21 protein-coding genes and 1 tRNA gene are annotated in these 23,436 nt (G+C 58.8%); 10 read left to right on the top strand and 12 right to left on the bottom strand.

Annotation, left to right across the window (positions count from 1 at the left end):
• Positions 1 to 5: 5 nt before the first annotated feature.
• A complete protein-coding gene (locus CEW89_RS16520; protein ID WP_096806634.1) occupies positions 6 to 584 on the bottom strand; it encodes a uracil-DNA glycosylase family protein in 579 nt (192 codons plus the stop codon).
• Between the two features lie 89 nt (positions 585 to 673).
• Here CEW89_RS16520 and CEW89_RS16515 point away from each other — a divergent pair, with 89 nt between their 5' ends.
• The 7 genes from CEW89_RS16515 to CEW89_RS16485 all read left to right on the top strand — a co-directional run bounded on the left by CEW89_RS16515 (position 674) and on the right by CEW89_RS16485 (position 6,980).
• A complete protein-coding gene (locus CEW89_RS16515; RefSeq protein ID WP_066701837.1) occupies positions 674 to 1,054 on the top strand; it encodes an ArsR/SmtB family transcription factor in 381 nt (126 codons plus the stop codon).
• The gene (locus tag CEW89_RS16510) at positions 1,047 to 2,072 is read left to right on the top strand and encodes a permease (RefSeq protein WP_096806633.1); all 1,026 of its coding nucleotides are present in this window, start codon (positions 1,047 to 1,049) and stop codon (positions 2,070 to 2,072) included. The genes CEW89_RS16515 and CEW89_RS16510 overlap by 8 nt, the downstream gene beginning before the upstream one ends.
• Before the next feature lie 117 nt (positions 2,073 to 2,189).
• Positions 2,190 to 3,470 carry a Na+/H+ antiporter NhaA gene (locus CEW89_RS16505; RefSeq protein WP_096806632.1) on the top strand — a complete coding sequence of 427 codons (1,281 nt, stop codon included), beginning with the start codon at positions 2,190 to 2,192 and terminating at the stop codon, positions 3,468 to 3,470.
• Positions 3,471 to 3,671: 201 nt separating this feature from the next.
• The gene (locus CEW89_RS16500) at positions 3,672 to 4,325 is read left to right on the top strand and encodes an ABC transporter ATP-binding protein (RefSeq protein ID WP_096806631.1); all 654 of its coding nucleotides are present in this window, start codon (positions 3,672 to 3,674) and stop codon (positions 4,323 to 4,325) included.
• Positions 4,309 to 6,108 (top strand): KpsE/RkpR family capsule polysaccharide export protein, encoded by a 1,800-nt coding sequence (locus tag CEW89_RS16495; protein ID WP_096806630.1) that lies wholly within the window; start codon positions 4,309 to 4,311, stop codon positions 6,106 to 6,108. Before CEW89_RS16500 ends, CEW89_RS16495 begins: the two co-directional genes overlap by 17 nt.
• 105 nt (positions 6,109 to 6,213) lie before the next feature.
• The gene (locus CEW89_RS16490; protein WP_096806629.1) at positions 6,214 to 6,726 is read left to right on the top strand and encodes an EF-hand domain-containing protein; all 513 of its coding nucleotides are present in this window, start codon (positions 6,214 to 6,216) and stop codon (positions 6,724 to 6,726) included.
• A gap of 179 nt (positions 6,727 to 6,905) precedes the next feature.
• A tRNA-Gln gene (locus CEW89_RS16485) sits at positions 6,906 to 6,980 on the top strand.
• 142 nt (positions 6,981 to 7,122) lie between these two features.
• On the opposite strand, the gene CEW89_RS21275 is transcribed toward CEW89_RS16485, so the two are convergent.
• The gene (locus CEW89_RS21275) at positions 7,123 to 7,248 is read right to left on the bottom strand and encodes an HNH endonuclease (RefSeq protein WP_244906091.1); all 126 of its coding nucleotides are present in this window, start codon (positions 7,246 to 7,248) and stop codon (positions 7,123 to 7,125) included.
• Positions 7,249 to 7,472: 224 nt separating this feature from the next.
• Here CEW89_RS21275 and CEW89_RS16475 point away from each other — a divergent pair, with 224 nt between their 5' ends.
• Together CEW89_RS16475 and CEW89_RS16470 are read left to right on the top strand one after the other, a co-directional pair.
• Positions 7,473 to 8,846 carry a primase-helicase family protein gene (locus CEW89_RS16475; RefSeq protein WP_096806627.1) on the top strand — a complete coding sequence of 458 codons (1,374 nt, stop codon included), beginning with the start codon at positions 7,473 to 7,475 and terminating at the stop codon, positions 8,844 to 8,846.
• Positions 8,847 to 8,854: 8 nt separating this feature from the next.
• Entirely contained in the window at positions 8,855 to 9,220 is a 366-nt protein-coding gene (locus CEW89_RS16470; RefSeq protein ID WP_096806626.1) for an HNH endonuclease, read from the top strand.
• 339 nt (positions 9,221 to 9,559) lie between these two features.
• Here CEW89_RS16470 and CEW89_RS21100 read toward each other — a convergent pair whose 3' ends face one another.
• The 5 genes from CEW89_RS21100 to CEW89_RS16455 all read right to left on the bottom strand — a co-directional run bounded on the left by CEW89_RS21100 (position 9,560) and on the right by CEW89_RS16455 (position 14,042).
• Entirely contained in the window at positions 9,560 to 9,733 is a 174-nt protein-coding gene (locus CEW89_RS21100; RefSeq protein ID WP_198403446.1) for a hypothetical protein, read from the bottom strand.
• A complete protein-coding gene (locus CEW89_RS16465) occupies positions 9,730 to 11,031 on the bottom strand; it encodes a DUF6538 domain-containing protein (RefSeq protein WP_096806625.1) in 1,302 nt (433 codons plus the stop codon). Before CEW89_RS16465 ends, CEW89_RS21100 begins: the two co-directional genes overlap by 4 nt.
• A gap of 44 nt (positions 11,032 to 11,075) precedes the next feature.
• Positions 11,076 to 11,264, bottom strand: a complete 189-nt coding sequence (locus tag CEW89_RS16460; RefSeq protein WP_096806624.1) for a hypothetical protein — start codon at positions 11,262 to 11,264, stop codon at positions 11,076 to 11,078.
• Positions 11,257 to 11,424: a hypothetical protein gene (locus CEW89_RS20915; protein WP_157779896.1), complete on the bottom strand. Its 168-nt coding sequence runs from the start codon at positions 11,422 to 11,424 to the stop codon at positions 11,257 to 11,259. The genes CEW89_RS16460 and CEW89_RS20915 overlap by 8 nt, the downstream gene beginning before the upstream one ends.
• A gap of 338 nt (positions 11,425 to 11,762) precedes the next feature.
• Positions 11,763 to 14,042, bottom strand: coding sequence for an NACHT domain-containing protein (locus tag CEW89_RS16455; RefSeq protein WP_157779895.1), 2,280 nt, complete (start codon positions 14,040 to 14,042; stop codon positions 11,763 to 11,765).
• Positions 14,043 to 14,729: 687 nt separating this feature from the next.
• Between CEW89_RS16455 and CEW89_RS21095 the strand changes: the two genes are divergently transcribed.
• Positions 14,730 to 14,903 (top strand): hypothetical protein, encoded by a 174-nt coding sequence (locus CEW89_RS21095; RefSeq protein WP_198403446.1) that lies wholly within the window; start codon positions 14,730 to 14,732, stop codon positions 14,901 to 14,903.
• 411 nt (positions 14,904 to 15,314) lie between these two features.
• On the opposite strand, the gene CEW89_RS16445 is transcribed toward CEW89_RS21095, so the two are convergent.
• From CEW89_RS16445 to nirB, 5 genes are all read right to left on the bottom strand, one after another.
• Positions 15,315 to 16,433, bottom strand: coding sequence for an ABC transporter permease (locus CEW89_RS16445; RefSeq protein WP_066701859.1), 1,119 nt, complete (start codon positions 16,431 to 16,433; stop codon positions 15,315 to 15,317).
• Position 16,434: 1 nt separating this feature from the next.
• Positions 16,435 to 19,152: a ribosome-associated ATPase/putative transporter RbbA gene (gene rbbA, locus CEW89_RS16440; protein ID WP_096806621.1), complete on the bottom strand. Its 2,718-nt coding sequence runs from the start codon at positions 19,150 to 19,152 to the stop codon at positions 16,435 to 16,437.
• A gap of 6 nt (positions 19,153 to 19,158) precedes the next feature.
• The gene (locus tag CEW89_RS16435; protein WP_096806620.1) at positions 19,159 to 20,169 is read right to left on the bottom strand and encodes an HlyD family secretion protein; all 1,011 of its coding nucleotides are present in this window, start codon (positions 20,167 to 20,169) and stop codon (positions 19,159 to 19,161) included.
• 251 nt (positions 20,170 to 20,420) lie between these two features.
• A complete protein-coding gene (nirD, locus tag CEW89_RS16430) occupies positions 20,421 to 20,741 on the bottom strand; it encodes a nitrite reductase small subunit NirD (RefSeq protein ID WP_081423728.1) in 321 nt (106 codons plus the stop codon).
• Positions 20,738 to 23,197 carry a nitrite reductase large subunit NirB gene (gene nirB, locus CEW89_RS16425; protein ID WP_096806619.1) on the bottom strand — a complete coding sequence of 820 codons (2,460 nt, stop codon included), beginning with the start codon at positions 23,195 to 23,197 and terminating at the stop codon, positions 20,738 to 20,740. The genes nirD and nirB overlap by 4 nt, the downstream gene beginning before the upstream one ends.
• Between the last annotated feature and the right edge of the window lie 239 nt (positions 23,198 to 23,436).

The following is a 23,436-nucleotide window of genomic DNA, read 5'->3' as shown; positions in this document are numbered from 1 at the left end:
CTCTCTCACAACAAGTCCCGGATCCGGGTACGCAGCTCCGGCAGGAGCTCGGCTTCGAACCACGGATTTTTCTTAAGCCAAGCCGTATTGCGCCAGGACGGATGAGGCAAGGGAAAGAGACGCGGCGCATGCGCACGCCAGCCTTGCACTGCCTCGGTCAAACTGCCCCTGTGCCCGGTGTGATAGCGGATCGCATGCAGGCCGACCGGCACAATCAGGTCCAGATCGCCAAGTTCCGCCATCACCCTGTCATGCCAGGTCTCACGACAGATCAAGGGCGGCGGAATGTCCGCGCCTCTCGCGTCATAGCCCGGAAAACAAAACCCCATCGGCACGATGGCGATCCGGTCGCGGTCATAGAATGTCGCCTCATCCAGCCCGAGCCACGCGCGCAGCCGGTCGCCCGAGGGATCGGTGAAGGGCCACCCGCTCTCATGCACCCGCGCGCCGGGGGCTTGGCCCGCGATCAGGATGCGTGCCGAAGGGCGGAACCACACCACCGGGCGCGGCGCGTGATGCGTCGCGGTGGCGGCGAACTGCCCGGCGCAGAGGCGACAGGTAGAAATGTCATCGGCAAGGCTCATGGAATGGTTCTAACGCGCGAGATTGAAAAAGGCCACTTGACTCATTTCTATATTTTTAGAAATATAAAAATGAATCACAGGAGCCCCACATGAGCCTTCTTCCTTTCGACGACATCACTCTGGCCGAGGCGGCCAGCACCTTTGCCGCCCTCGGGTCCGAACAGCGACTTCTGGTGCTGCGCGCGCTGGTGCGGGCGGGCCCGAAGGGTCTGACCATCGGTGAGCTGGGCGCACGCACCGGCATCACCGGCGCGACGCTCACCCACCACATGAAAACACTGGCCGCCACGAAGCTTGCCAAGCAGGAAAAGCACGGCCGCTCGGTAATCTGCATCGCCGCCGATTATCGCGAGCTGGATACGCTGGTCTCCGCCCTGCTGTCCGAATGCTGCGCCGATTGCACGGACGACGCCTGCGCCCCGGACAGCCATTGCCACAGCGATCATCGCACAGGAGAGGATCATGACTGAGCTGACGCAAACCCCGCCCCGCCAGACCTCGCTCTGGAAGAAAACCGACAAGGCGCTTTTGCTCATCGCGCTCGTCTTACTCGCGGTTGCGCTCCTCGACCCCACGAACCTCTGGCCGACCCTGCGGTTCACAGCCCTTGCACTCGGGGCGGCAGCACCTTTCCTGTTGTTCGCCATCCTCGCGACCGCCTATGTGCAGGCCTCGGGGGCCGAGACGCTCTTGTCGCGGGCCTTCGAGGGCCGCGAGGTGCAGATGATCGTGGTCGCCGCACTCGTCGGCGGCATCTCCCCCTTCTGTTCCTGTCAGGTCATCCCCTTCATCGCCGCCTCGCTGGCGGTGGGCGTACCGCTCTCGGCGGTCATGGCCTTCTGGCTCGCCTCCCCTTTGATGGACCCGGCCATGTTCTTCGTGACAGCAGGCGAGCTGGGCATGGATTTCGCCCTGGCAAAAACGGTGGCGGCCGTCGGCATCGGCCTTTTGGGCGGGTTTGGCGTCAAGCTCCTCGGCGGCACGGCACTGTTCTCCGACCCGCTCAAGGCTTTCACCAAACCCTCCTGCTGCGCCACCGCCGCCCTTCGGGGCGCGCCGCTTTGGGCCTTCTGGCGCGACAACGCTCGCATCGGCACGTTCAAATCGAGTTTTCTCAAAAACCTGATGTTCCTCGGAAAATGGATGCTCGTGGCCTATGCGCTCGAAAGCGTGATGCTGTCCTACCTGCCCGCCGACACGATCGCCTCCGTGATGGGCGGCGACGGCATGCGCCCGATCATGATCGGCGCGCTGATCGGAGCGCCCGCCTATCTCAACGGCTTTGCCGCCGTGCCGCTGATGTCCGGGTTGATCTCGCAGGGCATGGCCGAGGGAGCCGCCATGTCCTTCATGGTGGCAGGTGGGATTTCCTGCATTCCGGCGGCTGTGGCGGTCTGGGCCCTGGTCAAACCACGCGTGTTTGCCGCCTATATCGGCTTCGCTCTTTTGGGAGCGGTTCTTGCCGGCATGATCTGGTCGGTTTTCTAAGCAAACCTTCGTGAAATCGCCCCGCGAGCGGGACCCAGCCCCCCGCTCGCGCTTGCCCTGTTGCCGCAGTTGCACTATTCCCGATCCGAACAGGGCAAGGGACCGGAGGGCACGGGCATGTATAAAATCTGGAATTACATCACCAACTATTCGCTGCTTTTGATCTTCGGGGCCATCACGGCGCTGATCTGGGCGAATGTCGATGCGACCTCCTACCACGCCCTCGTCGATTACCCGCTTGCCGAGAACTTCTTCATCGGCCACCCGCATCTGGACGAGGCGGGTCATATCCACCGCACGCTGACTCTGCACTACCTGTTCAACGACGTGCTCATGGCCTTCTTCTTCGCCATCGCCGCGAAAGAGGTCTGGGAGGCGGTGATCCTCAAGAACGGCTCGTTGCGCGGCAAGAAAGCCGCAACGCCACTGATCGCCACGGCGGGCGGGATGCTTGGGCCGGTCGTGGTCTATCTCGGTTTGGCGATGCTCTTCGGCTCCGACACCTATGACGCGGTGAAGAACGGCTGGGCGGTTCCGACCGCCACCGACATCGCCTTTTCCTATCTCGTCGGGCGCCTGGTCTTCGGCGCCGGTCACCCGGCGGTGCGGTTCCTGCTTCTGCTGGCCATCGCCGACGATGCCGCCGGCCTCGTGATCCTCGCGATCTTCTATCCGACGGGTGAGCTGGCCGTGGAATGGCTCCTGCTGTCGCTGGCCGCCGCCATCCTGGTGTTCCTCGTCGCCAACTGGCTGCCGCGCACGCTCGACCGCCACAATCAGATCCGCCCGAACTCGACCTGGGTGCGCAAGAATCTCGGCTTTTGGCCCTATATGATCGCGGGCTGCATTTCCTGGTACGGCTTCATGCGCGCGGGCATTCACCCGGCTCTGGGTCTGCTGCCCATCGTGCCGACCATTCCGCATGCCGACCGCGCCTTCGGGATTTTCGCCGATGCCGAACAGCATCTGCACGACCTGCTCAACGACATCGAGCACAAACTGAAAACCCCGGTCGAGGTGATCCTGTTCTTCTTCGGCCTGCTGAACGCCGGCGTCGAGTTCAATGCCATCGGGGAACCGACCTGGCTGGTGCTTGGCGGGCTTCTGATCGGCAAGCCCGTGGGTATCCTGATCATGGGCTCGCTCGCGGCACACGGGCTCCGCCTCGGGCTTCCGGCAGGGATGCGCACCATCGACCTGCTGGTGATCGGCTGTGTCGCCGCCATCGGCTTCACCGTGTCGCTGTTCATCGCCTCGGTCGCCTTCGACGCCCATACGCTTCTCGACGGGGCACCGGTACAGGATGCCGCGAAGATGGGGGCGCTGTTCTCCTTCGCTGCGGCGATCATCTCCCTCGTCGTTGGCAAACTGTGCAAGGTGAAGAAACAATACATCTGATCGCCGCAAATCACTGCGACACTGTTTCCTTCCTGAGGCCGGAATCCTGCAGTTCGACCTCAATCCTGCCACATTTGCGCGATCAGAGATGGATTTGCCGGGGCAAGACGACATAATATGGCCGAAATGACCTTTTAAAACACCTGACAAGACCGCCTGTAAAAACAGGGATGTGGTGAGGCAGTAACGCGGCGGGGGCGTATGCTCGAGTTCGACAATGTCAGCAAGTCCTTCTGGACCGGAAAGCAGCGCAAGGTGATCCTTGATCGCGCCTCTTTCCGTGTCGAGCTCGGCAATTCGCTCGGCATTCTCGCCCCCAACGGCACCGGCAAGACCACGATCATCAACATGATGTCCGGCCTTGAAAAACCCGACGAGGGCGAAATCCGCCGGGGGTGCCGCGTGTCCTTTCCGCTGGGCTTCATGGGCGGGCTGATCGGCAAGCATACGGCCCGCGAGAACGTGCGTTTCATCGCGCAGATCTACGATCTCGATCCGGATTACGTCGAAGCCTTCTGTCGCTGGCTCTGTGAGCTGGACGAATATTTCGACATGCCGGTCTCGACCTTCTCATCGGGCATGCGCTCGCGCCTGTCCTTCGCGCTTCTGCTGGCGCTCGACTTCGACATGTACCTGATCGACGAGGGCATGCCGTCCACCGCGGATGTCAATTTCAACCGCAAGGCCGGTGGCATCCTGCGCGAACGTCTCGATCGCACCACCATTGTCATCGTGTCCCACCAGGCCGCGACACTCGAAAAATTCTGTCGCTCCGCCGCCGTTCTGCGCAATGGCCGGCTCTACATGTTCGACACGCTGGAAGAGGCCAAGGCACTTTATGACTACCAAGGTTAAAGCCCAGAAGTTCCGCGTGCGCCGGACACCCCGTGCCGCCCAGGAGGCCGTCCCACAACCCGATGCGGAGGTGCTCTCCCCCGAGGAAGCGCTCGAAGCCGATCTGCGCGCCGAAGAGGACAAGCTCTTCGACAACGGTGCTGCCGATGACGGCTTTGGCGACATGCCATTCCCCGGGTCTGCCGCAGCCGACAAGACAACGGACAAGGGTGTGACCCGCATTCCGGCGAACCCGGTCGGGCGCAAACGCGCGCAGGGTGGCGTCGCCCGTTCTCTTGGCGGTGCAGCCAATGATCCCGGCAGCGCAACGGGCGAGGTAACCCCCGCCGACGAGGCCTCCATCGACGCGGAGATCGACGCCATCCGGCGCGAGGGCCTGACCGGGCGGCAATTGCGCATGGCGCGTCGCGTGGCACAGAAACACGGCATCGCCGCGACCTCGGATTTCGACGCGGTCCGGCTCCTGCGCAAACAGGGCATCGACCCGTTCCAGCGCAGCACCATGCTCGAACTGGTGACGACGGACAAGGACGCGTCGCGGGCGCTCACCACATCCGACGGGCCGAAACTGCCGAAAACGGTAGATGGCAACACCAAACTGCCTTCGCCGGACATTCTGGAACGGCTGAGCCGCGAGGACGAGATTTCCCGCATTCAGCAGGACATCGCGAAACGCCGTCAGCGCAAGATGTTGCTCCTGATGGCACGGCTTCTGGTGTTTGTCGGCATCCCCACCCTGCTCGCGGGGTTCTATTTCTACCGGATCGCGACGCCGATGTACGCGACCCAATCCGCTTTCATCATCCAGCAGGCCGAAGCCGCCTCCGCCGCGGGCAGCGGGCTCAGCAGCATGTTGAAGGGCACCTCCTTCGGCTCCTCGCAAGATTCCATCGCGGTACAGGATTACCTGACCTCGCGCGATGCGATGTTGCGGCTCGATGCCGATGCCGGGTTCAAGGCGCATTTCGCCTCGCAGGCGATCGACCCGATCCAGCGCCTGCCGGAAAACCCGTCGAACGAGGCCGCCTACAAGGTCTATCTCGACCGGGTCAGCATCGGCTACGATCCGACCGAGGGTCTTTTGCGCATGGAAGTGGTCGCCGCCGATCCGGAAACCTCGCAGGAATTCTCCGATCTTCTGGTGAAATATGCCGAGGAACAGGTCGACCATCTGACCCAGCGTCTGCGCGAAGATCAGATGAAGGGCGCCCGCGAAAGCCTTGCCGATGCCGAGGCAAAGATGAAGGCCGCGCAGGAAAAGGTCGTTCTTTTGCAGGAACAGCTCGGGATCATTTCGCCGGATGCGGAAACCGCCGCGATCATGGCACAGATCTCCGGCTTCGACACTCAGTTGCAACAAAAACGCCTCTCGCTTCAGCAATTGCTCGACAACCCGCGCCCGAACCAGGCCCGCGTCGATGGCACACAGGGTGACATTCGGCGCCTCGAAGACATCATCGCCGATCTGCGCAAACAGCTCACCGAAGCCTCGAACGGGGCCGGTTCTCTGGCTCGGATCACCGCCGAGCAGCGCATGGCCGAGGTGGACCTCGCGACCCGTCAGGCGATGGTGGCGCAGGCAATTCAGGCGCTCGAAGCCTCCCGCATCGAGGCCAACCGCCAGGTGCGCTATCTCTCCATGTCCTCGCGTCCGGTGGCCCCCGATGAACCGACCTATCCGCGCAAGTTCGAGAACACGCTTCTGGCACTTCTGGTGTTCTCCGGCATCTACCTGATGGCCTCGCTGACCGCCGCGGTGCTGCGCGAACAGGTTTCGGCCTGATCCCCAATCCGGACCTCAGAAGGGTGCGACATTCTGTTCAGACAGAATATCGGCCCGTTCGCGTATGAACCAGTATCGACACGCGGAATGTGAAAGGATCTGACGATGAAAAATTTTGCACTTTCTCTCAGTCTGATGGCCGCCCTGCCCTTCGCCGCCCAGGCACAGGGCATTGGGGGCGAATTCATGACGAACTGGGACCTGAACGAGGATGGGCAGGTGACGCTCGCCGAAGTGCGCGAACGGCGCGGCGATCTGTTCTATATGTTCGACGAAGACGAGGACGGCAAACTCAACGATGCGGAATATGCCACCTTCGACGAAACCCGCGCGATGGATCGTGAAATGCATCTCGAGGAATACGGCACCACGATGGGCCCCGGTCAGGGGCAGGGACTTGGACAGGGCGGTCAGGCCCAGGGTCAGGGCCCCCGCGGGCCACGCGCCTTTGCAGCGGGCATCGACTCGGTGCAGGCTTCGATGACGCGCAAAGCCAACGACCTGAACCGGGACGGCGTTGTGACGCGCGCGGAGTTTGTCGGCAATGGCGACCAATGGTTCGCCCGCATGGACCGCAATCGCGACGGCGTGGTGACACTGGGCGATTTCGGCAACTGAGCGTCGCTCAACACGTAACAGTTTCGTCTGACAGAGACGCCCCGGACCCGTTTCCGGGGTCTCTTTCGTGTAAACCTCAGCCAGATCGGGGTCATGGAAAAATCTTTCCCCGGATGACGAGATTTTGCCGAAAAAGGGGTTGCGCCCGACGCGGGGACGGACTAATTAGCCCCCCACGTTGGGGTGTAGCCAAGTGGTAAGGCACCGGTTTTTGGTACCGCGCACCGTAGGTTCGAATCCTACCACCCCAGCCATCTTTCTCTAGACCAACAAAGCAAGAGCCGACGGACCAACCCCGCCGGAAAATGCCCCTGTTTTATGCCCCGGTCAGGAGCAGGTAGTGCGGGTGCCGAGGGTGTCGGGACACTCATCTGAGGCGGGCCATGTTAACGCCCCCTAGAGCAGATCATGGACGACCCCATTCGCCGCGAAGTCCCGCTCATCCATCAGGTTCTCCCCCCGCGTCCCGATCTCCAGATGCTCGGGGTTTAGACACAGACGGTTATTACACCGATGCCGCACCACGTCGTCATAGCTCGCCGCGCACCGGTTTAGGATGCAGCGGAATGGGGGGCTGAAGTCACTTAAAACCCCCAAATCTTATAAAAATATAACTCATTGATATTAAACGGCTTTCTTCCTGGGGGCGCTAAAGGAGGATTGATGCCTTTTTTGACGCGATATTTTCAGCGTTTAGAGAGGCCTCAAATCCTTCGATAAGCCTATCTATTGAAAGGAAATTCATAATGAAAAATGAGAAACCACAAGAAGTGGTCAAAGCCGAAGATGTCGTCACACTGTCTCGCGCACTGGGTTCGTGGTTCGTGAGACTGGATAATAGTTTTTACGACGTGGACGATCTGACACATAAGCGTTCGCGTGTAGACATAGAGCAAACCGCGATCATCCGCTTTAAAGAAGAATACCCGCACATAGAGCTAACGAACGCTCTGATCGCTGCGGTTTTCAAACGCGCCATCAACTCTCGTCATACTGAGACGAGCGAGATGATCCTCCCATGGTCTGGTCGTCAAGTCTGCCGTCCGGGGGTGGCTGATCGCATCTTGGTCGAACGAGGCGTCGCGACCCTTAACACCTGGAGCGAACCGGAGTACCGTACACTTCGGGTGAACAGTGCCGATTGGGGGCCTGTCGGTGAGTTCTTCGACTGGTTCTTCCAGCGTCAGGAAGAGAAGGAGATGTTTCTGAACTGGCTCGCTTGGTGTCTTCAGAACGAGGGAGATAAACCGAACTGGGCACCCTTCTTCTACTCGCGGCGGATGGGGACAGGGAAAAGCGCTATGAGCGGCTTGCTCGTCAAGCTGTTCGGGGAAAGCAACGCCATAACGCAGAACAACGTCGACAAGCTGACTGGGCGTTTCAACATGCCGATCCTTAGGAGCAAGCTCGTGATCTGCGAGGAAGTCCACCTTCGCCCCGGAAGCGCAGATGCCAATACGCTGAAGACCTATATCACCGAGAAGCATGCATCAGCTGAGGCAAAGGGGAAGGAACTCGAACGGGTGGAACAGCGGCTCTGCATGGTCCTGACCAGCAACCACATGCCCTTCTGGATCGAACCCGAAGATCGTCGCTACTACATCGTCGACGTTGACCACGACGGCTATGCGAAAGGGCCTCGTGCCGCCGAGTTCGCTGCGCTGGTCGGGCGGATGAAGGACTGGCTGGAGGAGCCCGCCAACGTCGCGCGTCTCTATAACCAGTTGATGCAGCGAGCCCTGCCTGAAGGTTTCACCGTCAAAACCATGAACGTCGAAGAGCATGGAACCGCGATCATGAAGCAGGTCTTCGGTAATGGTCGCGCCACCGTTCTGGATCAGCTCCAAGAGTTTCTTGATGGCGAAGAGAAGAATGCGATTGCTGAAGCTGATGTCGTCCACGTCGTGACGCGTAGCCTGAAGGCCAACATCAACTCCACGAAGCACTTGATGTCCGACCTTGGCTGGATGAAGCAGTCGGTGAAGTGGGGTGGTGTCGACCATGCTCGTCAGATCTGGTTGCGTCCTGGGTTTACCGCGCAGAAAGGAAAGATCTTTGGCCCCGATGGCTATGAAGAAGATCTTGCCAACCACCTGCCTGTGAAATTCGATCTGTTTTGAGGTGCAGCATGGAGTTCTCCTACCAAGATGAGTCCGAACGCTGGCTCAATGACATCATTGAAAACCACTACGAGGAGGCCCGTCAGCGGGCCCTCTCACTCATTGACGGCGGCCATATCCGAGCGACCGGCTGTATAGAGAGCGAGACCCGTGATGCTCGGCGGGTCAGGTTCCGTGGAAAGCAACTGCATGCCTACCGCTTTATCTACTGCATCCTAAACCGGTGCGCGGCGAGCTATGACGACGTGGTGCGGCATCGGTGTAATAACCGTCTGTGTCTAAACCCCGAGCATCTGGAGATCGGGACGCGGGGGGAGAACCTGATGGATGAGCGGGACTTCGCGGCGAATGGGGTCGTCCATGATCTGCTCTAGGGGGCGTTAACATGGCCCGCCTCAGATGAGTGTCCCGACACCCTCGGCACCCGCACTACCTGCTCCTGACCGGGGCATAAAACAGGGGCATTTTCCGGCGGGGTTGGTCCGTCGGCTCTTGCTTTGTTGGTCTAGAGAAAGATGGCTGGGGTGGTAGGAAGCCTTGAGGCTCGATGAACCTCTTCGGCTTTCTCGAACCTCTATGGTCTCTGGGGACTCTTCTGGGGCAGTTCGGGTGCTTTGGGTGCCTCTCCATGGCGCTCACTCTACATGTCCTCGGTCACGAAAAAGAAAGCAAAGTGTCCCCCCGGCGAACCCTGAGGCCCGCCGAGGAGTGTGTTAGCTCGGTATCCGCTTGTAGATCACATAGTCCGCCAACCAAGCCCAGTAGGCGGCTGCATCAGCGAACCCTTGGCGCTGGGCAGCGAGATCTTCTGCCTTGGCCCGTGAGAGACCACCGTCATACTCAGCAATCGCGGCCCGCTCCTCGAACTCTTCGATGTCGGGGATCATGGCAGACGGATCTGGTCCACGATGGACCGCTTCTGTTCGTCGCTGATACCCGCTGAGTAGATCCCGTAGGTGATCCCGTTCTCTGACCTCGCGGACTTATGCCCCACCAGAGACGCCGTCCAATGCTCAGGGACGCCTGTTCTCTCGCACTGGGTGATGAACCACTTTCTGGACGAGTGAAACACGAGACCGGGACGATCGAGGGAGAGTTGCTTCCTGACCCTCGCGAACCGTGTGGTCACCGCTCCAACCTTCAGCCCCGGAAACAGTGGACCAGAACTCGGGAGCTCACGAAACACCTCCTCCAGCACTGGGTGGGCCGGGACCAGCCTCTCAGCTGCATCGGTCTTCAACAGCCGAATATCATTCGGGCGCACATGGATGAACGTCCCTAGGTTCCCCTTCGCCACGAGGTCTTCTCGCTTCAGCCCGACGGCTTCCCCTGCTCGCATTCCCGTCAGAAGGCAGGTCAGAAATACAGGATGCAGCACAGGAGCTTTCAGCCCGAGGATGCGTTTCACCTCCTCATCCGTCAGAACCGCGTAGGACTTCGGTTTCAGCTTCTGCTCAAAGAGAACTGTCCTGAAGGGGTTGGCCTCAAGCGTCCCCTCGTAGACACACCAGTCGAGGAAGTGATTGGTCTGCGACCAGATGCGTTTCTGCGTCCGCACTGATAGCCGCTGAGACCCTTTGGCAGAGAAAGCCACCAACTGGTCAAGCGATAACCCTCGTGTCTTTGGCGACTTCCCGACAAGAGGTGAGAGCTGCGCCACCAGCCCAAGGAACTCCCGTCCATCCGCTCTACCGAGACTGCAGAGAGACCGCTCACCGTATCGGCTCGCGAACAGCCCCACAGAGTAGCGCACCGACTTGAAACCGCCGGGCCTTAGTTCGTTGCTTCTTCTGTTCAGGTAAGTCTTCGCAGCGGCCCCGAGATTTACCTTCTCCTTCTGCACGACTGGCCGAAAGTCAGGTCGGACCGATAGCCCCCCGGAGTGCTCCAGAGAGGTGCGGAGTTGGTCAAGAGCGGTCTGGGGAGTAGCCACCCAATCGGGAAGGTTAGCGGGCCTCTCTGAGTCAGAGAGAACCTCTTGTGCAGTATTCCTGACCGTGGCCACCTGCGTCTCATAGCAGGCATTCACCTCTGCCGCCCTGACCCGTGCTGTATGGGTGTCTCGGGTCTTCAGGGATTGCTTCAGGGCTTGTTGACCAAGGACCATGGCGACGTCCTTGGGGTAGTTACGACGATAGAGCCACGTATGGCCCTGGAGATAGGCATACTTGATCTGAGCAGACATGCTGTCTCCTCCTTCTGTTTTTCAATTAAGGGAAAGGGGCGGCTCTAGTCCGCTGAGTGGTGGACCCCGAGGATCAGCTCGATCGGGGGTTCTCCGTACTCGCCCGCCAGAGGACCTGTGAGGGCTTGGCCGGTGATGCAGTCGTCATAGACCTCCTCCACACGGAAGAGGTGCTCGGGTACATCGTCAAAGGCTGCGATGATGACGATATCGTTGGGGTGGACATCAATCATCGCCGTTCCTCCATGCAAGCAGGACAGCAAGCATCATGACCGCCGCGACGACCGGGTGAGTGCGTGGCACCATCCAGAGCATCGTGCGGATCACGGACTTCGGTGGTGGAGATAAAAGAAAACCCCCGGCAAGACTGCCGAGGGCGCGTAGATGTTTCATTGGATCAGCTCCTCATTGCTTCTTTTTATAGATGCAGGAAAGAGCTCGGTTTGGACGGGGTGGATGGATATGAAGTGCAAGCTAGAGAAGGACTTAGTTTGGTATACTTCATGAACGAAGGGAAACGGTTATCTGAAAATAGATGAAATTTTACACTGACCAACGCCAACACTCAGAAATGACGACAGCCCATTAGGTCTAATCGACTGTATGGGGGAAAACGAAATCATCCCGATCAGCAGATGTGAATAGCTGCCAAGTTTACACCAGTTTCTTTCCTAAATAGGGGAGTAGCTCACTGCATCATGCTGTCGTCTAATTGGGTTTTGAATGAGAAACTACTGAGATATAGATCTACATGCATCGATCACAGGCGAGCTGTATGAAGCAGGGGACTGAATAATAGAAAGCGCTTCTTTGCGCTTTTCACTGGTGCCTGCGTAGATGGTTTTTCCCTTCCGACCAGCCTCAACTAGAAAACCATGACGTCTAAGAATTTCTATTACGTCAGGAGCAATCATTTTAGAACGATGATCCAAGCCACGCAATAATGCGCTTTCAAGGCGCGAGATGCCGTATTGAGCGTACACCTTACGTAGCGTCACAACTAAAACACGAACCCCGATCGGCAATTCGGAGCTAAGTACATCGTTGTTCACTTCATAAGAGGTGGTGAAACTGCCGATTTCGCAGCTCGTGAATGTTTCCTCGGGCAAATCGTTGCTACTCGCCCGTCCTTCGATGCGCCCAATGAGGCATTCAGAAAAATGGAGATTTTGAGGTAAGTCTCCTTGTGGGGGCAGAATTAGATTGGAAATCAGACAATTCGAAAAATCAACCTTGATAGGTTCCCAAACATCCTCGCAAATATCAAGCTCAGAAATATCGAGGCCTTCGAAGGTCATATAGGTCTCGGGGGTATCTAACAGAATCAGCGGTATAAATAAATCGAAGGCGAGGCTATGGCATCCTGTTGTCAACTCTTGTTCTAAACATGCCCCAAGTAGCCCAGTATTAATTGTTCCCTTGTCAATCTCTGAACAAATGACTTGCGAACCTACGTGATTTAGCTGTTCAGTTACGTCACGCAAGTCTTCTCTAAACGCTTCTTCGCCATAGGGGTGCTGAACATGCTTCACGACTAGACTTGCACTAGCCGCATTGAGAAAATCGGTATCAATGAATGTGCGATGCGATGGATTATCCGACGATATCCCAAGCCCGGGAAGCCGTAACAACAGGTGCCTCTCATCCTCGGTAACAGTATTGCCCGTTGCATCATGAAAGACGTTGTCCATGTCAGTAGGAGAAAAGCTCTTTTGCAGAGAGTCGCCTTGACGAGCTTTGGTTGCCAAAAGCCCCCAAAATTCCAAGATAGTCGCTTTATCTACGCCTTCAGACTGATCACTTTCTCGCCCGGCGATCATATCAAGAAGTTGAGACCAAGCTTGCCCCTCAGGAAATGCTCCGTCGGCAGTAACGGATGCTGCTTCCGTGAGAATATTCTTGTTGATTAGATAACTAAGGAAAAGCGGTCGCGTTGGCAGCCATTGAGGCAAACTTTCGCTGTGTTTTTTCTTTTTAAGGAATTCGGTTGCCTGCTCTGAGTCAAATGGTTCAACTATGCAGTGTTGAAAGGTTTCTGGTGGTGCGCCAAGTGCCTCCCGCATTTCTGTATCTGAATCGAAGTAGTTCGTGCGGCCAGAAATAACTACGGATGAGCCCCTCGGTGTGTCGCGTATCAACTTCTTGACAACTGCGTGGGTGCTTCTCTTAAATTCGCGCAACTTTTTGTGATCGCCAGTCCATCCACGTGTAGAAAGTTCGTCAAACCCGTCAATAATTAAATCGACATAACCAGCGCTCCAAGCAGCAACAAGTTTTCGTGGGTCAGCAGCAGAGTTTCTGGCATGACGCTCGAGGAGTTCGATTTGATCTGTCTGTCCCAAATGTTCCCGAAGATTAATCGCAACTGGAAAACGAAAAGTTTTTCCATTATCGAAGTCGCTCAGCAATGAATAGAACAGCTCCCGAAGAAGCATACTTTTCCCAATTCCATATTCAGCAGTAATGATGAAATTCGAAGATTTCTTGATTTTTGCTGCAATGTTCTCAACCGAAAGGCGTTCATAGTTGTGGGCATCTACAATTGTCGGCTCTACAAAGTCAGTTCTTGGAACTTCGAATGTGTGGGTAACATGGTCAAAAACTGAGCCGAAAGGCCGTTCGCTGCGTGTTCTCAAATAGCCTGCCGCGTCGAACAACATTGAGCGCAACTCATCAAATGAGATTATTGTAGTTGTTTTTTCGTATTTTTTTACGGCTAAACGTTGGTCCGCAGTGGGTTCGTGTAGTGTGACCAAATAACCCCGCGCCATGTTATTTTCAGAACGCTTTTTCGAGACCAAATCATGGGTCTTTTTTGCATCGTAAAGGGCTTTTTCCTTCTTCCTTTCGGTAGTCGCTTCCACGACAGTGAAAAAATCACCGTTCCAGAATACCCCGTCGCGTTCTCTCCCATCGATCTTTTCAGACCCTTGCCCGACAGAATTTGAAAAGAGACGCCGACAAATTCTTTTGACCTCATTTTCAAATTCTTCACCCGTATATGTACGCATAGTATTCCTTTTCGTGACTGAGAAATTATTCAGCATGTTCGCATATTACGCATTTCTTTATGTTCGCCAACCATAGAGAGGCATTGGCTATGCAATAGGCATATTTTTGGTTGAGTCATTAAAACCCCTGATTATACAGGGGTTGTGAGAACAATTCGGATGATCAAGCTTTCTCTTTTTGGGATCTTCAACTGCTCTTTGCCGCAGCCTTGTCGGATAGTACAACCGAGGTGCAACCCTAACCCACTGATCCTTTCGGCACGAGTATGATGAACTAAGAAGTGCTGATGACCGTACTGAATTTTACAGAACACAAAGGTCCGCTTTGGGAGGGAAAAAGACCGATGCAGCTGAGAGGCTGGTTCCTGCCCACCCCGTTCTGGAGGAGGTGTTCAGAGAGCTCCCGGGGGCTGGTCCTCTGTTTCCGGGGTTGAAGGTCGGGGCGGTGACCACACGGTTCGCGAGGGTCAGGAAGCAACTCTCCCTCGATCGTCCCGGTCTCGTGTTTCACTCGTCCAGAAAGTGGTTCATCACCCAGTGCGAGAGAACAGGCGTCCCTGAGCATTGGACGGCGTCTCTGGTGGGGCATAAGTCCGCGAGGTCAGAGAACGGGATCACCTACGGGATCTACTCAGCGGGTATCAGCGACGAACAGAAGCGGTCCATCGTGGACCAGATCCGTCTGCCATGATCCCCGACATCGAAGAGTTCGAGGAGCGGGCCGCGATTGCTGAGTATGACGGTGGTCTCTCACGGGCCAAGGCAGAAGATCTCGCTGCCCAGCGCCAAGGGTTCGCTGATGCAGCCGCCTACTGGGCTTGGTTGGCGGACTATGTGATCTACAAGCGGATACCGAGCTAACACACTCCTCGGCGGGCCTCAGGGTTCGCCGGGGGGACACTTTGCTTTCTTTTTCGTGACCGAGGACATGTAGAGTGAGCGCCATGGAGAGGCACCCAAAGCACCCGAACTGCCCCAGAAGAGTCCCCAGAGACCATAGAGGTTCGAGAAAGCCGAAGAGGTTCATCGAGCCTCAAGGCTTCCTACCACCCCAGCCATCTTTCTCTACATCAATGAAGTAAGGCCCGACGGACCAACACCGCCGGAAAGTGCCCCTGTCGTCCTTTTCAAGGGCACGCCACGAGAGCCGAGGAGCCTATCCAGGGGGGGGGGTAGCCACAGACGTGGTATTGCGGCGATACCGCACTCGTCGCCATAGCTCGCCGCCCGCCGCAGCCACCGGGACGCATCACGTCCCGGCGACAGGGGGGATCAGCTCAGGATCTTGCGGAAGCGTGCCAGAACCAGCGTCAGCGCGATCAGAGACATGGCAACCATGGCCGCGAGTTGACCGATCACGAGATCGAGCCCCGCGCCGCGGTAGAGCACGGATTGCGCGAAGGAGACGAAATGCGTCGCCGGGCTGATCGTGCGCATGACGATCTGGAGCCAGCCGGGCATGGATTCGAGCGGAGTGATGCCGCCCGAAAGCAGGATCATGATGACGATCACCGGAATGGTCAAAAGCCCGAACTGCCCCATGTTATGGGTGAAACTCGCCAGCATCAGCCCCATTGACCCCATCGAGATCACATAGATCGCAGCCCCCAGAACATAGAGCGTCAGGGAGCCGGCAATCGGCACCCCCATGGCCCCCTGAACCACGATTACGAGGCTCAGCACCGACGCCATCAGAATCACGCCGCCGGTGGCGAAAATTTTCGACAACACGATCTCATGCGGACGCACCGGCATCACCAGCACATGCTCGATCGTGCCGCGTTCGCGCTCGCGAATGAGAGAGGCCCCCGACAGGATCAGCATCAGCATGGTGACGTTGTTCATCAACTGCATCACGGAGGTGAACCAGCGCGTCGTCATGTTCGGGTTGAACCGGCTGCGGAACACCACATTCACCAGATCGTCACTCTCCCCACCCGGCGCGAGATAATCGGAGACGGTGTCCGCCAGAAGCTGCGTCATGAAGGAGGAGCCATTGCCTGCAAAGGCCACCGCGGTGGCATCGGCGAGGATCTGGATTTCAACGGCATCGCCCCGGCGCAGGTCGCGTTCGAGATCGGGCGGCAGGGAGACGACCAGTACGTAATCGCCATCTGTCTGCGCACTTGCAGCCTCCCTCGGGCTCAGAAGAGCCGGAGGCTCGAACAGCGGCGCACGGATCTCGTCGATGATGCGCGCCGACAGCGGGCTGTGATCCTCGTCCACCACCGCGACCGACAAATCCTTGACCTCCGTCGACCCTGCATCCGACACCAGCCAAACGGCGGCGCTGAAGACGTAGAGGATCAGCGCAACCATCACCAGATCGCCGCGGATCGCCCGCAATTCCTTGACCGTGAGACGGAGGATGTTGGAAAGGCTTTTCAACATGTCAGGCCTCCTGCTTGCGCAGGGCAAGCACGGCAAGGGTGAGGTAAATCAGGCAGAACGCCGCGATCACAAGGATGTTCTGCGCCACATCGCCGAGACCGAAACCCTTGAGGAACGTGCCGATGGAGATCGGCTGAAACCACGCCCCGGGAAAGGACTGGCCCAGCATGCGGCCCATCGGGGCAAGCGTCGAGACCGGCGTGACCAGACCTGAGAAGTTCACCGTCGGGATGATCGCAAGCACCGCCGTCGCGAAAACCGCAGAGACCTGCGTGCGGGTGAAACTCGACATCAACTGACCGAACCCCGTGGAGGCGATGACATAGAACAGCGCGGCAAGGCCCAGCACCGGCAGGCTGCCATACAAAGGCACACCGAAGATCCAGAGCCCCAGCCCCGCCAGCACCCAGAAATTGAACCAGGCGATGACGATATAGGGGAGCTGTTTGCCGACGAGAAACTCGACCTTGCGCACCGGGGTGGCACGGAAATTGGCGATCGTGCCGGTTTCCTTTTCACGCACCACCGAGATCGCCGACATGATCGCCGGGATCAGCATCAGGATCAGCATAAGCATCGAAGGCACCATGGCATGCGCGCTCTTGAAGGCCTGATTGTAGAGATAACGGGTCGAAATCGACAGGTTGGAGCGGGCTTGCGTGCCGGTCTCGGTTGCGAGATCATGAGCAAACTGTGTCAGGAGCCCGAGTGCATAGCCTTCGGCGGTTTCACCGCGAAACGGCATGGAGCCGTCGACCCACAGCGAGATTTCCGGCGCTTCCTGCCCCTGATGCAGAGCCTTGCCGAACCCGTCGGGGATCTCCATCGCCAGGGTCAGATCGCCTCGTTCCATTCGTCGATCCACCGCTTCGAGCGTGTCGTAATCCGCCTGCTGGTCGAATTGCGGGATGGCGGAAAACGCCTCGATCAACCGTCGGCTTTCCGGCGTGCGATCCATGTCGTTGACGGCAAAGCTCAACTTGTCGACATCAAAGGAAATCCCGAACCCCATGGTGATCAACAGGATGATCGGACCCGCGAGAGCAAAGAACATACGGATCGGATCGCGCATCAGTTCCAGCGTCTCGCGCGCCGTATAAGCCCAGAGGCGGCTCGCCGCGCGGTGCAGGGCGTTCGGGGTCGCGACCGCCATTTCGGCGCTCAGGCTGGCCGTCTCGGGCGGTGCGTCTTCGGCCCGCGCCTCGCCTTCGAGAGCCGCGATAAAAGCCTCTTCCAGAGTGGCCGCACCACGTCGTTCGCTCAGCTCCTGCGGCGCACCGACATCGAGCACGCGCCCCGCATGCATAAGTGAAATCCGGTCGCAACGCTCCGCTTCGTTCATGAAATGGGTGGAGATGAAAATCGTCACCCCCTTGTCGCGCGACAGCGAAATCAGCTTGCGCCAGAACGCGTCGCGCGCCAGCGGATCGACCCCGGAGGTCGGTTCGTCGAGAATGAGGATACGCGGTTCGTGGATGGTCGCGACCGCAAGCTGCAACCTCTGCCGAATGCCAAGGGGCAGCCCGTCGGGCATGGCCCCCGCCACGTCGGTCAGCTCGAACTCGTCCAGCACCTCACGCACCCGCGCGGCCCGGCGTTCGGGCGGAATGTGGTAGAGCTTTGCATGCAGTTCGAGGTTCTGCCGCACGGTGAGTTCGGCATAGAGCGAAAAGGCTTGCGACATATAGCCGATATTCCGGCGCGCGGCCATGTCGCCGTTCTCGAGTTCTTCGCCAAAAAGTTTCGACCGCCCCTCGGTCGGCTGCAACAGCCCGGTGAGCATCTTCATCGTCGTCGATTTGCCACAGCCGTTGGAGCCGAGAAAGCCGAAAATCTCGCCCTCGGGAATGGTGAAGCTGACGTGATCGACGGCGGTGAAATCACCGAAGCGCTTGACCAGATCGAACGCCTCGATTGCGGGCACCGCACCGTCTTTCTCAGGCCGGGGGCGCAGTGTCACTCCGACCTCCTCGCCCTCCTCTTTCGGCAGCATCTCGATGAAGGCTTCCTCAAGCGTCGCCTTGCCCGCCTGCGCGCGGATTTCCTCCGGCGTTCCCGTGGCGATCACCTTGCCATCGTTCATCGCGGCCAGCCATTCGAAGCGTTCCGCCTCCTCCATATAGGCGGTGGCCACCAGCACGCTCATGCCGGTGAGCTTGGCGCGAATGCGGTCGATCAACTCCCAGAACTGCCGCCGCGACAGCGGGTCGACCCCGGTCGTCGGCTCGTCGAGGATCAGAAGGTCCGGATCATGGATCAGCGCCGCACAAAGCCCAAGTTTCTGCTTCATCCCGCCCGACAACTTGCCCGCCGGGCGGTCGAGAAAGGGCGCAAGCCCGGTAGCCTCGGTCAGCATGGCGATGCGCTCATGCCGCTCGGCATGTTTCTGGCCGAACAGACGCCCGAAGAAATCGAGGTTCTCTCGCACGCTCAGGGTCGGGTAAAGGTTCCGCCCCAGCCCCTGCGGCATATAGGCGATGCGCGCCCCCAGAGCACTGCGGGCACGGGCGTCGCGCATATCCCGGTCGAGGACGGCGATCTCCCCCGTCTGGGCTTTGCGCACCCCGGCAATCAGCCCCAGAAGCGTGGATTTGCCGACCCCGTCCGGGCCGATCAGACCGACCACCTTCCCGGCAGGAATGTCGAGCGTCACATCGTCGAGCGCAAAAACCGCCTTGTAACGATGCGACACGGCGTTGAGGCGTGCCACATGTTCCATGACGGGTTACTCCGGCACGTTGACGGTCAGATGCTCCGGCCAGTCCACATCCGTGCGGCTGCGTACGAACCCGATGCCGCGCACACCGCTTTTGATCAGGCTCTCGTATTGCGCCAGAAGGGCACGCGGCACAGACAATTTCACCCGGAACACAAGCTCCTCGCGCTGTTCCTGAGTCTCGACATTCTTCGGCGTGAATTGCGACTGGGGCGAGATGAAGGTGATCGTCGCGGGCACCACGTAATCGGAAATCGGATCGAGGATCAGCCGCGCCTCGTCCCCCACTGACAGGGTGCCGACCGCCGTCGCGGGCAGATAGATGTTCATGTAGACATTGCTCAGATCGAGCATGGTGACGACCGGATAGCCCGCATCGATCACTTCACCCGGCTCATGCAGGCGATAGAGCACCCGGCCCCGGAGCGGCGCGGTGATGGTCAGGTCGTCGAGGGCGAGCTGCACCTGTTCCCGATCCGCCTCCGCCGCCGCGATGGTGGCCTTGGCATCCTCGATCTGTGCCCTGGCCATCTCGACCGTCGCCTTGGCACTGTTGAGCGCGTTGGTGGCATCATCGAGCGAGCTTTGCGGCGCTGTGCCGGTTTCACGCAGCTTCACCACCCGATCATAGGTCGTCTGCGTCACGGAGAGCGCGCTTTCCGCCTGCATCAACGTGGCCTGCGCCACGGTCAGCCCGGCATTGGCGCGCAGCACGGCGGCCTTGGCGGCGTTGAGCTTGGCATTGGCATCCGCCGTCCCCATCTGTGCGATCACATCGCCCGCCGCCAGAAGATCGCCCTCTTCCGCCGTCACGCTGTCGATACGGCCCGCGTATTTCGTCGCCACATCGACGGTCTGCGCCTCGATCCGGCCATTGGAACTGTAGATGCCCTCCTCGCCATTCGACTTGCCGAATTTTTCGAGCAGCGTGTCGAACCGGCTTTCCGCCAAAGCGGGGGAAATTCCCGCTCCCAGCGCAGCGATCAGAAGGAATGTGAAAATGGAGCGGGAAGGAAGCATCGGATCGGCCTTTCTCGGGACGGACTCGCAATGGGTCACAGGTATGGCTTTGACTATCATGCCTTTCTTCGCACAGGAATCACAAATGACAGAAACGTCAATTTGTGACTGTACGTCGACCTGTACCCGATACGCACCAAAAGCGACCGCCCTACGATCGCCCCGGTCGCGAAAAGCCCCGCCCGCGGGCGAGGCTCTGCGATCATGTGCATCGGGGCACCCGGTTGACGGAGGATCGCGGCTGGAAACGATCAGAGACCGAGAAACACGGTCTCGCCGACCAGTTTGACCGGGAAGGTCAGGCTCACCCCCTCGTCGGCACCTTGCGCGGCCCCGGTTTCAAGTGAAATCACCCAATTGTGCAGCGGGCATGTGACACAGCCATCGTGCACGATGCCGTCGCTCAGCGGCCCGTTTTTGTGCGGGCATTTATCTTCGAGGGCGAACAGGCGGTCGTCCGTGGTGCGAAAGATGGCGATGGTCATCTCGCCGTTTTTCACACAGCGCGCGCCTTGACGCGGAATATCGTTCAGAGCTCCGACTTCAATCCAGGTTTTCGTCTGCATGTTCATTCTGCTGCCTCCAGATTGAGGGTGGCCATGGGTTTGAATTCATGGGCTTCGACGCCCGCGACACGTTCGGCCCAAGGGTCGATCTGCGCGAATATCTGCGAGAAGGCGAAGCGGTCTGCGTATTCTTTGCGCGCCTCGAGATTGTCGTAGATCACCTCGCGAATATGGTCGTAACCGATCCGGTCTGCCCATTTGTAAATCCGTTCAAGGTAGAACCCGGTTTCTCGGTAGTATTGCGTCAGCGCGCAAACTGTCTCCATGACCTCGTCTTCGGTCGCGACTTTGCCCAACACGGTGGTGCCTTGGATGTGCAGACCCGCCGCGCCGCCGTAGACGATCTCGTAACCGCTATCGACGCAGATGATGCCGATGTCCTTGCAGGTCGCCTCGGCACAGTTGCGCGGACAGCCGGTGACCGCGAGCTTGAGTTTTGCCGGAGACCACGCGCCCCAGAGCGCTTTCTCCAGTTTGATGCCCAAACCCGTCGAGTCCTGCGTGCCAAAGCGGCACCAATCCGTCCCGACACAGGTTTTCACCGTGCGCAGACCCTTCGCATAGGCCGCGCCCGAAACCATGCCCGCCGCGTTGAGATCGGCCCAAACCGGGATCAGGTCTTCTTTCTTGACGCCGAGCAAGTCGATCCGCTGACCGCCGGTCACCTTGACGGTCGGGATATTGTAACGATCCGCCACATCCGCGATCAGGCGCAGCTCATCCGGCGTGGTGATGCCCCCGAACATCCGCGGCACGACGGAATAAGTGCCGTCTTTCTGGATGTTGGCGTGGACACGTTCGTTGATGAAGCGCGACTGCTGGTCGTCTTTGTACTCGCCCGGCCAGTCCGCCACGAGATAGTAGTTCAGCGCCGGGCGGCATTTGGCACAGCCCTCAGGCGTGGACCATTCCAGCTCCTGCATCACCGCCGGAATGGATTTGAGGCCCTTCGCCTTGATCATCCGGCGGATATAGCCGTGACCATGGGTGGTGCAGCCGCAAATGCCCTGCGCTTCGGGGATTTTGAAATCGTCGCCAAGGGTCACGCCCATAACGCCCTCGACGAGGCCGGTACAGGTGCCGCAGGAGGCAGAGGCTTTGGTGTGGGCGCGCACTTCGGCAAGCGTCGTCAGACCCTTGTCCTTGATCGCTGCGACGATCATGCCTTTGGTGATGCCGTTGCAGCCGCAAATCTCCGCGTCGTCCGGCAGGTTCGCCACCGCCGCCAACGGATCGACCTGACCGCCGCCCTGATAGGCCTGCCCAAAGATCAGCGTCTCGCGCATCTCGGTGACATCTTCGCCCGAAATCAGCATCTGGTTGTACCAAGCGCCATCCGCGACATCGCCGTAAAGCACCGCGCCGATCACTTTGTTGTCCTTGAGGATCACGCGCTTGTAGGTGCCGCGCATCGCATCGCGCAGCACGATGTCTTCGCGCCCCTCGCCTTCGGCGAAATCGCCGACGGAGTAGAGATCACAGCCGGTGACTTTGAGTTTCGTCGGCGTCTCTGCATGTGCGAAAGCTGCCTCCGATGCCCCGGCAAGATGCTCGGCGGCCACTTTCGCCATGCGGTAAAGCGGCGCGACAAGGCCATAGACCATACCGCCCACTTCGACGCATTCCCCAACGGAATAGATATTCGGATCGGAGGTCTTCATCGTCGCATCGGTGACGATGCCGCGATTGACCTCAAGCCCTGCCTCTTTGGCAAGCTGCGTGTTAGGGCGGATCCCGACGGCCATGACCACGAGGGAGGCGTCGATCACACGCCCGTCGGCAAGCTCCACCCCCTCGACTTTGTCGGAGCCGAGGATCTGTTTGGTGTTCGCTTCGCAGAGCACTTCGATGCCGCGCGATTCCAGTTCTTTTTGCAAAAGATACCCGGCTGCGGTGTCGAGCTGACGCTCCATCAGGGTCGGCATCAGGTGAATGACAGTCACCTCCATACCGCGCAGTTTCAGACCTGCGGCGGCCTCAAGCCCCAAAAGACCGCCACCGATCACCACAGCGCGCCCGCCCTTTTCGGCAGCTTTAATCATACCGTCGGAGTCATCGAGATCGCGGTAGGCCAACACGCCCGGCAGATCCGATCCCGGCACCGAAATGATGAAAGGGGTCGATCCGGTGGCGATGACCAGCTTGTCATACTCGGCGACAATGCCTGTCTCGGAGATCACCTTACGCTCATGACGGCGAATCTCGGTGATCTTGTCTCCCTGATGTAGCGTGATGCCATGTTCGGCATACCAGCCTTCGCCATGGATGATGATGTCGGCATAGGTCTTTTCGCCCGACAGAACCGGCGAGAGCATGATGCGGTCGTAGTTCACACGCGGCTCGGCGTTGAAGATGGTCACATCGTATTGGTCGGTCGCTTCGAACAGATGCTCAAGCATCCGGCCCGGCGCCATCCCGTTGCCAACGATAACAAGTTTCTGCTTATGAGTGTGTTCAGTCATAACGGCACGTCCTCTCAGAACACGGTTCGTATTGAACCAGATTGTCTTTTGGTGAGAATGCAGCGCCGTTGCTGCGGGCCACGCGGGGTGGCGATGTCGGTCATGTCGCGCCCTTGCGACATGCGAGCGCATGGCTCGTTACGGATAATCTTCTAGGGGATCGCCGGTGTGAAACAAGACGGAATTGCTGGGCTTGTCCCAAAACCCCTCGCAGTCGCAGCAAGACCTGCCTAAGTTTT

Source organism: Celeribacter ethanolicus (assembly GCF_002407265.1).
Taxonomy (GTDB): Bacteria; Pseudomonadota; Alphaproteobacteria; order Rhodobacterales; family Rhodobacteraceae; genus Celeribacter; species Celeribacter ethanolicus.
The sequence above is the reverse complement of the archived record's forward strand: the minus strand, read 5'-3'. Positions and strand labels throughout refer to the sequence as shown.

What these genes read in the sequence shown, in the direction of transcription:
- CEW89_RS16495 (WP_096806630.1), top strand. Translation starts at nt 4,309, where the DNA reads ATGACTACCAAGGTTAAAGCCCAGAAGTTCCGCGTGCGCCGGACACCC.
- CEW89_RS21100 (WP_198403446.1), bottom strand. Translation starts at nt 9,733, where the DNA reads ATGATCCCCGACATCGAAGAGTTCGAGGAGCGGGCCGCGATTGCTGAG.
- nirD (WP_081423728.1), bottom strand. Translation starts at nt 20,741, where the DNA reads ATGAACATGCAGACGAAAACCTGGATTGAAGTCGGAGCTCTGAACGAT.
- CEW89_RS16455 (WP_157779895.1), bottom strand. Translation starts at nt 14,042, where the DNA reads ATGCGTACATATACGGGTGAAGAATTTGAAAATGAGGTCAAAAGAATT.
- CEW89_RS16510 (WP_096806633.1), top strand. Translation starts at nt 1,047, where the DNA reads ATGACTGAGCTGACGCAAACCCCGCCCCGCCAGACCTCGCTCTGGAAG.
- CEW89_RS16435 (WP_096806620.1), bottom strand. Translation starts at nt 20,169, where the DNA reads ATGCTTCCTTCCCGCTCCATTTTCACATTCCTTCTGATCGCTGCGCTG.
- CEW89_RS16515 (WP_066701837.1), top strand. Translation starts at nt 674, where the DNA reads ATGAGCCTTCTTCCTTTCGACGACATCACTCTGGCCGAGGCGGCCAGC.
- CEW89_RS16520 (WP_096806634.1), bottom strand. Translation starts at nt 584, where the DNA reads ATGAGCCTTGCCGATGACATTTCTACCTGTCGCCTCTGCGCCGGGCAG.
- CEW89_RS21095 (WP_198403446.1), top strand. Translation starts at nt 14,730, where the DNA reads ATGATCCCCGACATCGAAGAGTTCGAGGAGCGGGCCGCGATTGCTGAG.
- nirB (WP_096806619.1), bottom strand. Translation starts at nt 23,197, where the DNA reads ATGACTGAACACACTCATAAGCAGAAACTTGTTATCGTTGGCAACGGG.
- CEW89_RS16500 (WP_096806631.1), top strand. Translation starts at nt 3,672, where the DNA reads ATGCTCGAGTTCGACAATGTCAGCAAGTCCTTCTGGACCGGAAAGCAG.
- CEW89_RS16475 (WP_096806627.1), top strand. Translation starts at nt 7,473, where the DNA reads ATGAAAAATGAGAAACCACAAGAAGTGGTCAAAGCCGAAGATGTCGTC.
- CEW89_RS16490 (WP_096806629.1), top strand. Translation starts at nt 6,214, where the DNA reads ATGAAAAATTTTGCACTTTCTCTCAGTCTGATGGCCGCCCTGCCCTTC.
- CEW89_RS16445 (WP_066701859.1), bottom strand. Translation starts at nt 16,433, where the DNA reads ATGTTGAAAAGCCTTTCCAACATCCTCCGTCTCACGGTCAAGGAATTG.
- rbbA (WP_096806621.1), bottom strand. Translation starts at nt 19,152, where the DNA reads ATGGAACATGTGGCACGCCTCAACGCCGTGTCGCATCGTTACAAGGCG.
- CEW89_RS16505 (WP_096806632.1), top strand. Translation starts at nt 2,190, where the DNA reads ATGTATAAAATCTGGAATTACATCACCAACTATTCGCTGCTTTTGATC.
- CEW89_RS16470 (WP_096806626.1), top strand. Translation starts at nt 8,855, where the DNA reads ATGGAGTTCTCCTACCAAGATGAGTCCGAACGCTGGCTCAATGACATC.
- CEW89_RS16460 (WP_096806624.1), bottom strand. Translation starts at nt 11,264, where the DNA reads ATGATTGATGTCCACCCCAACGATATCGTCATCATCGCAGCCTTTGAC.
- CEW89_RS20915 (WP_157779896.1), bottom strand. Translation starts at nt 11,424, where the DNA reads ATGAAACATCTACGCGCCCTCGGCAGTCTTGCCGGGGGTTTTCTTTTA.
- CEW89_RS16465 (WP_096806625.1), bottom strand. Translation starts at nt 11,031, where the DNA reads ATGTCTGCTCAGATCAAGTATGCCTATCTCCAGGGCCATACGTGGCTC.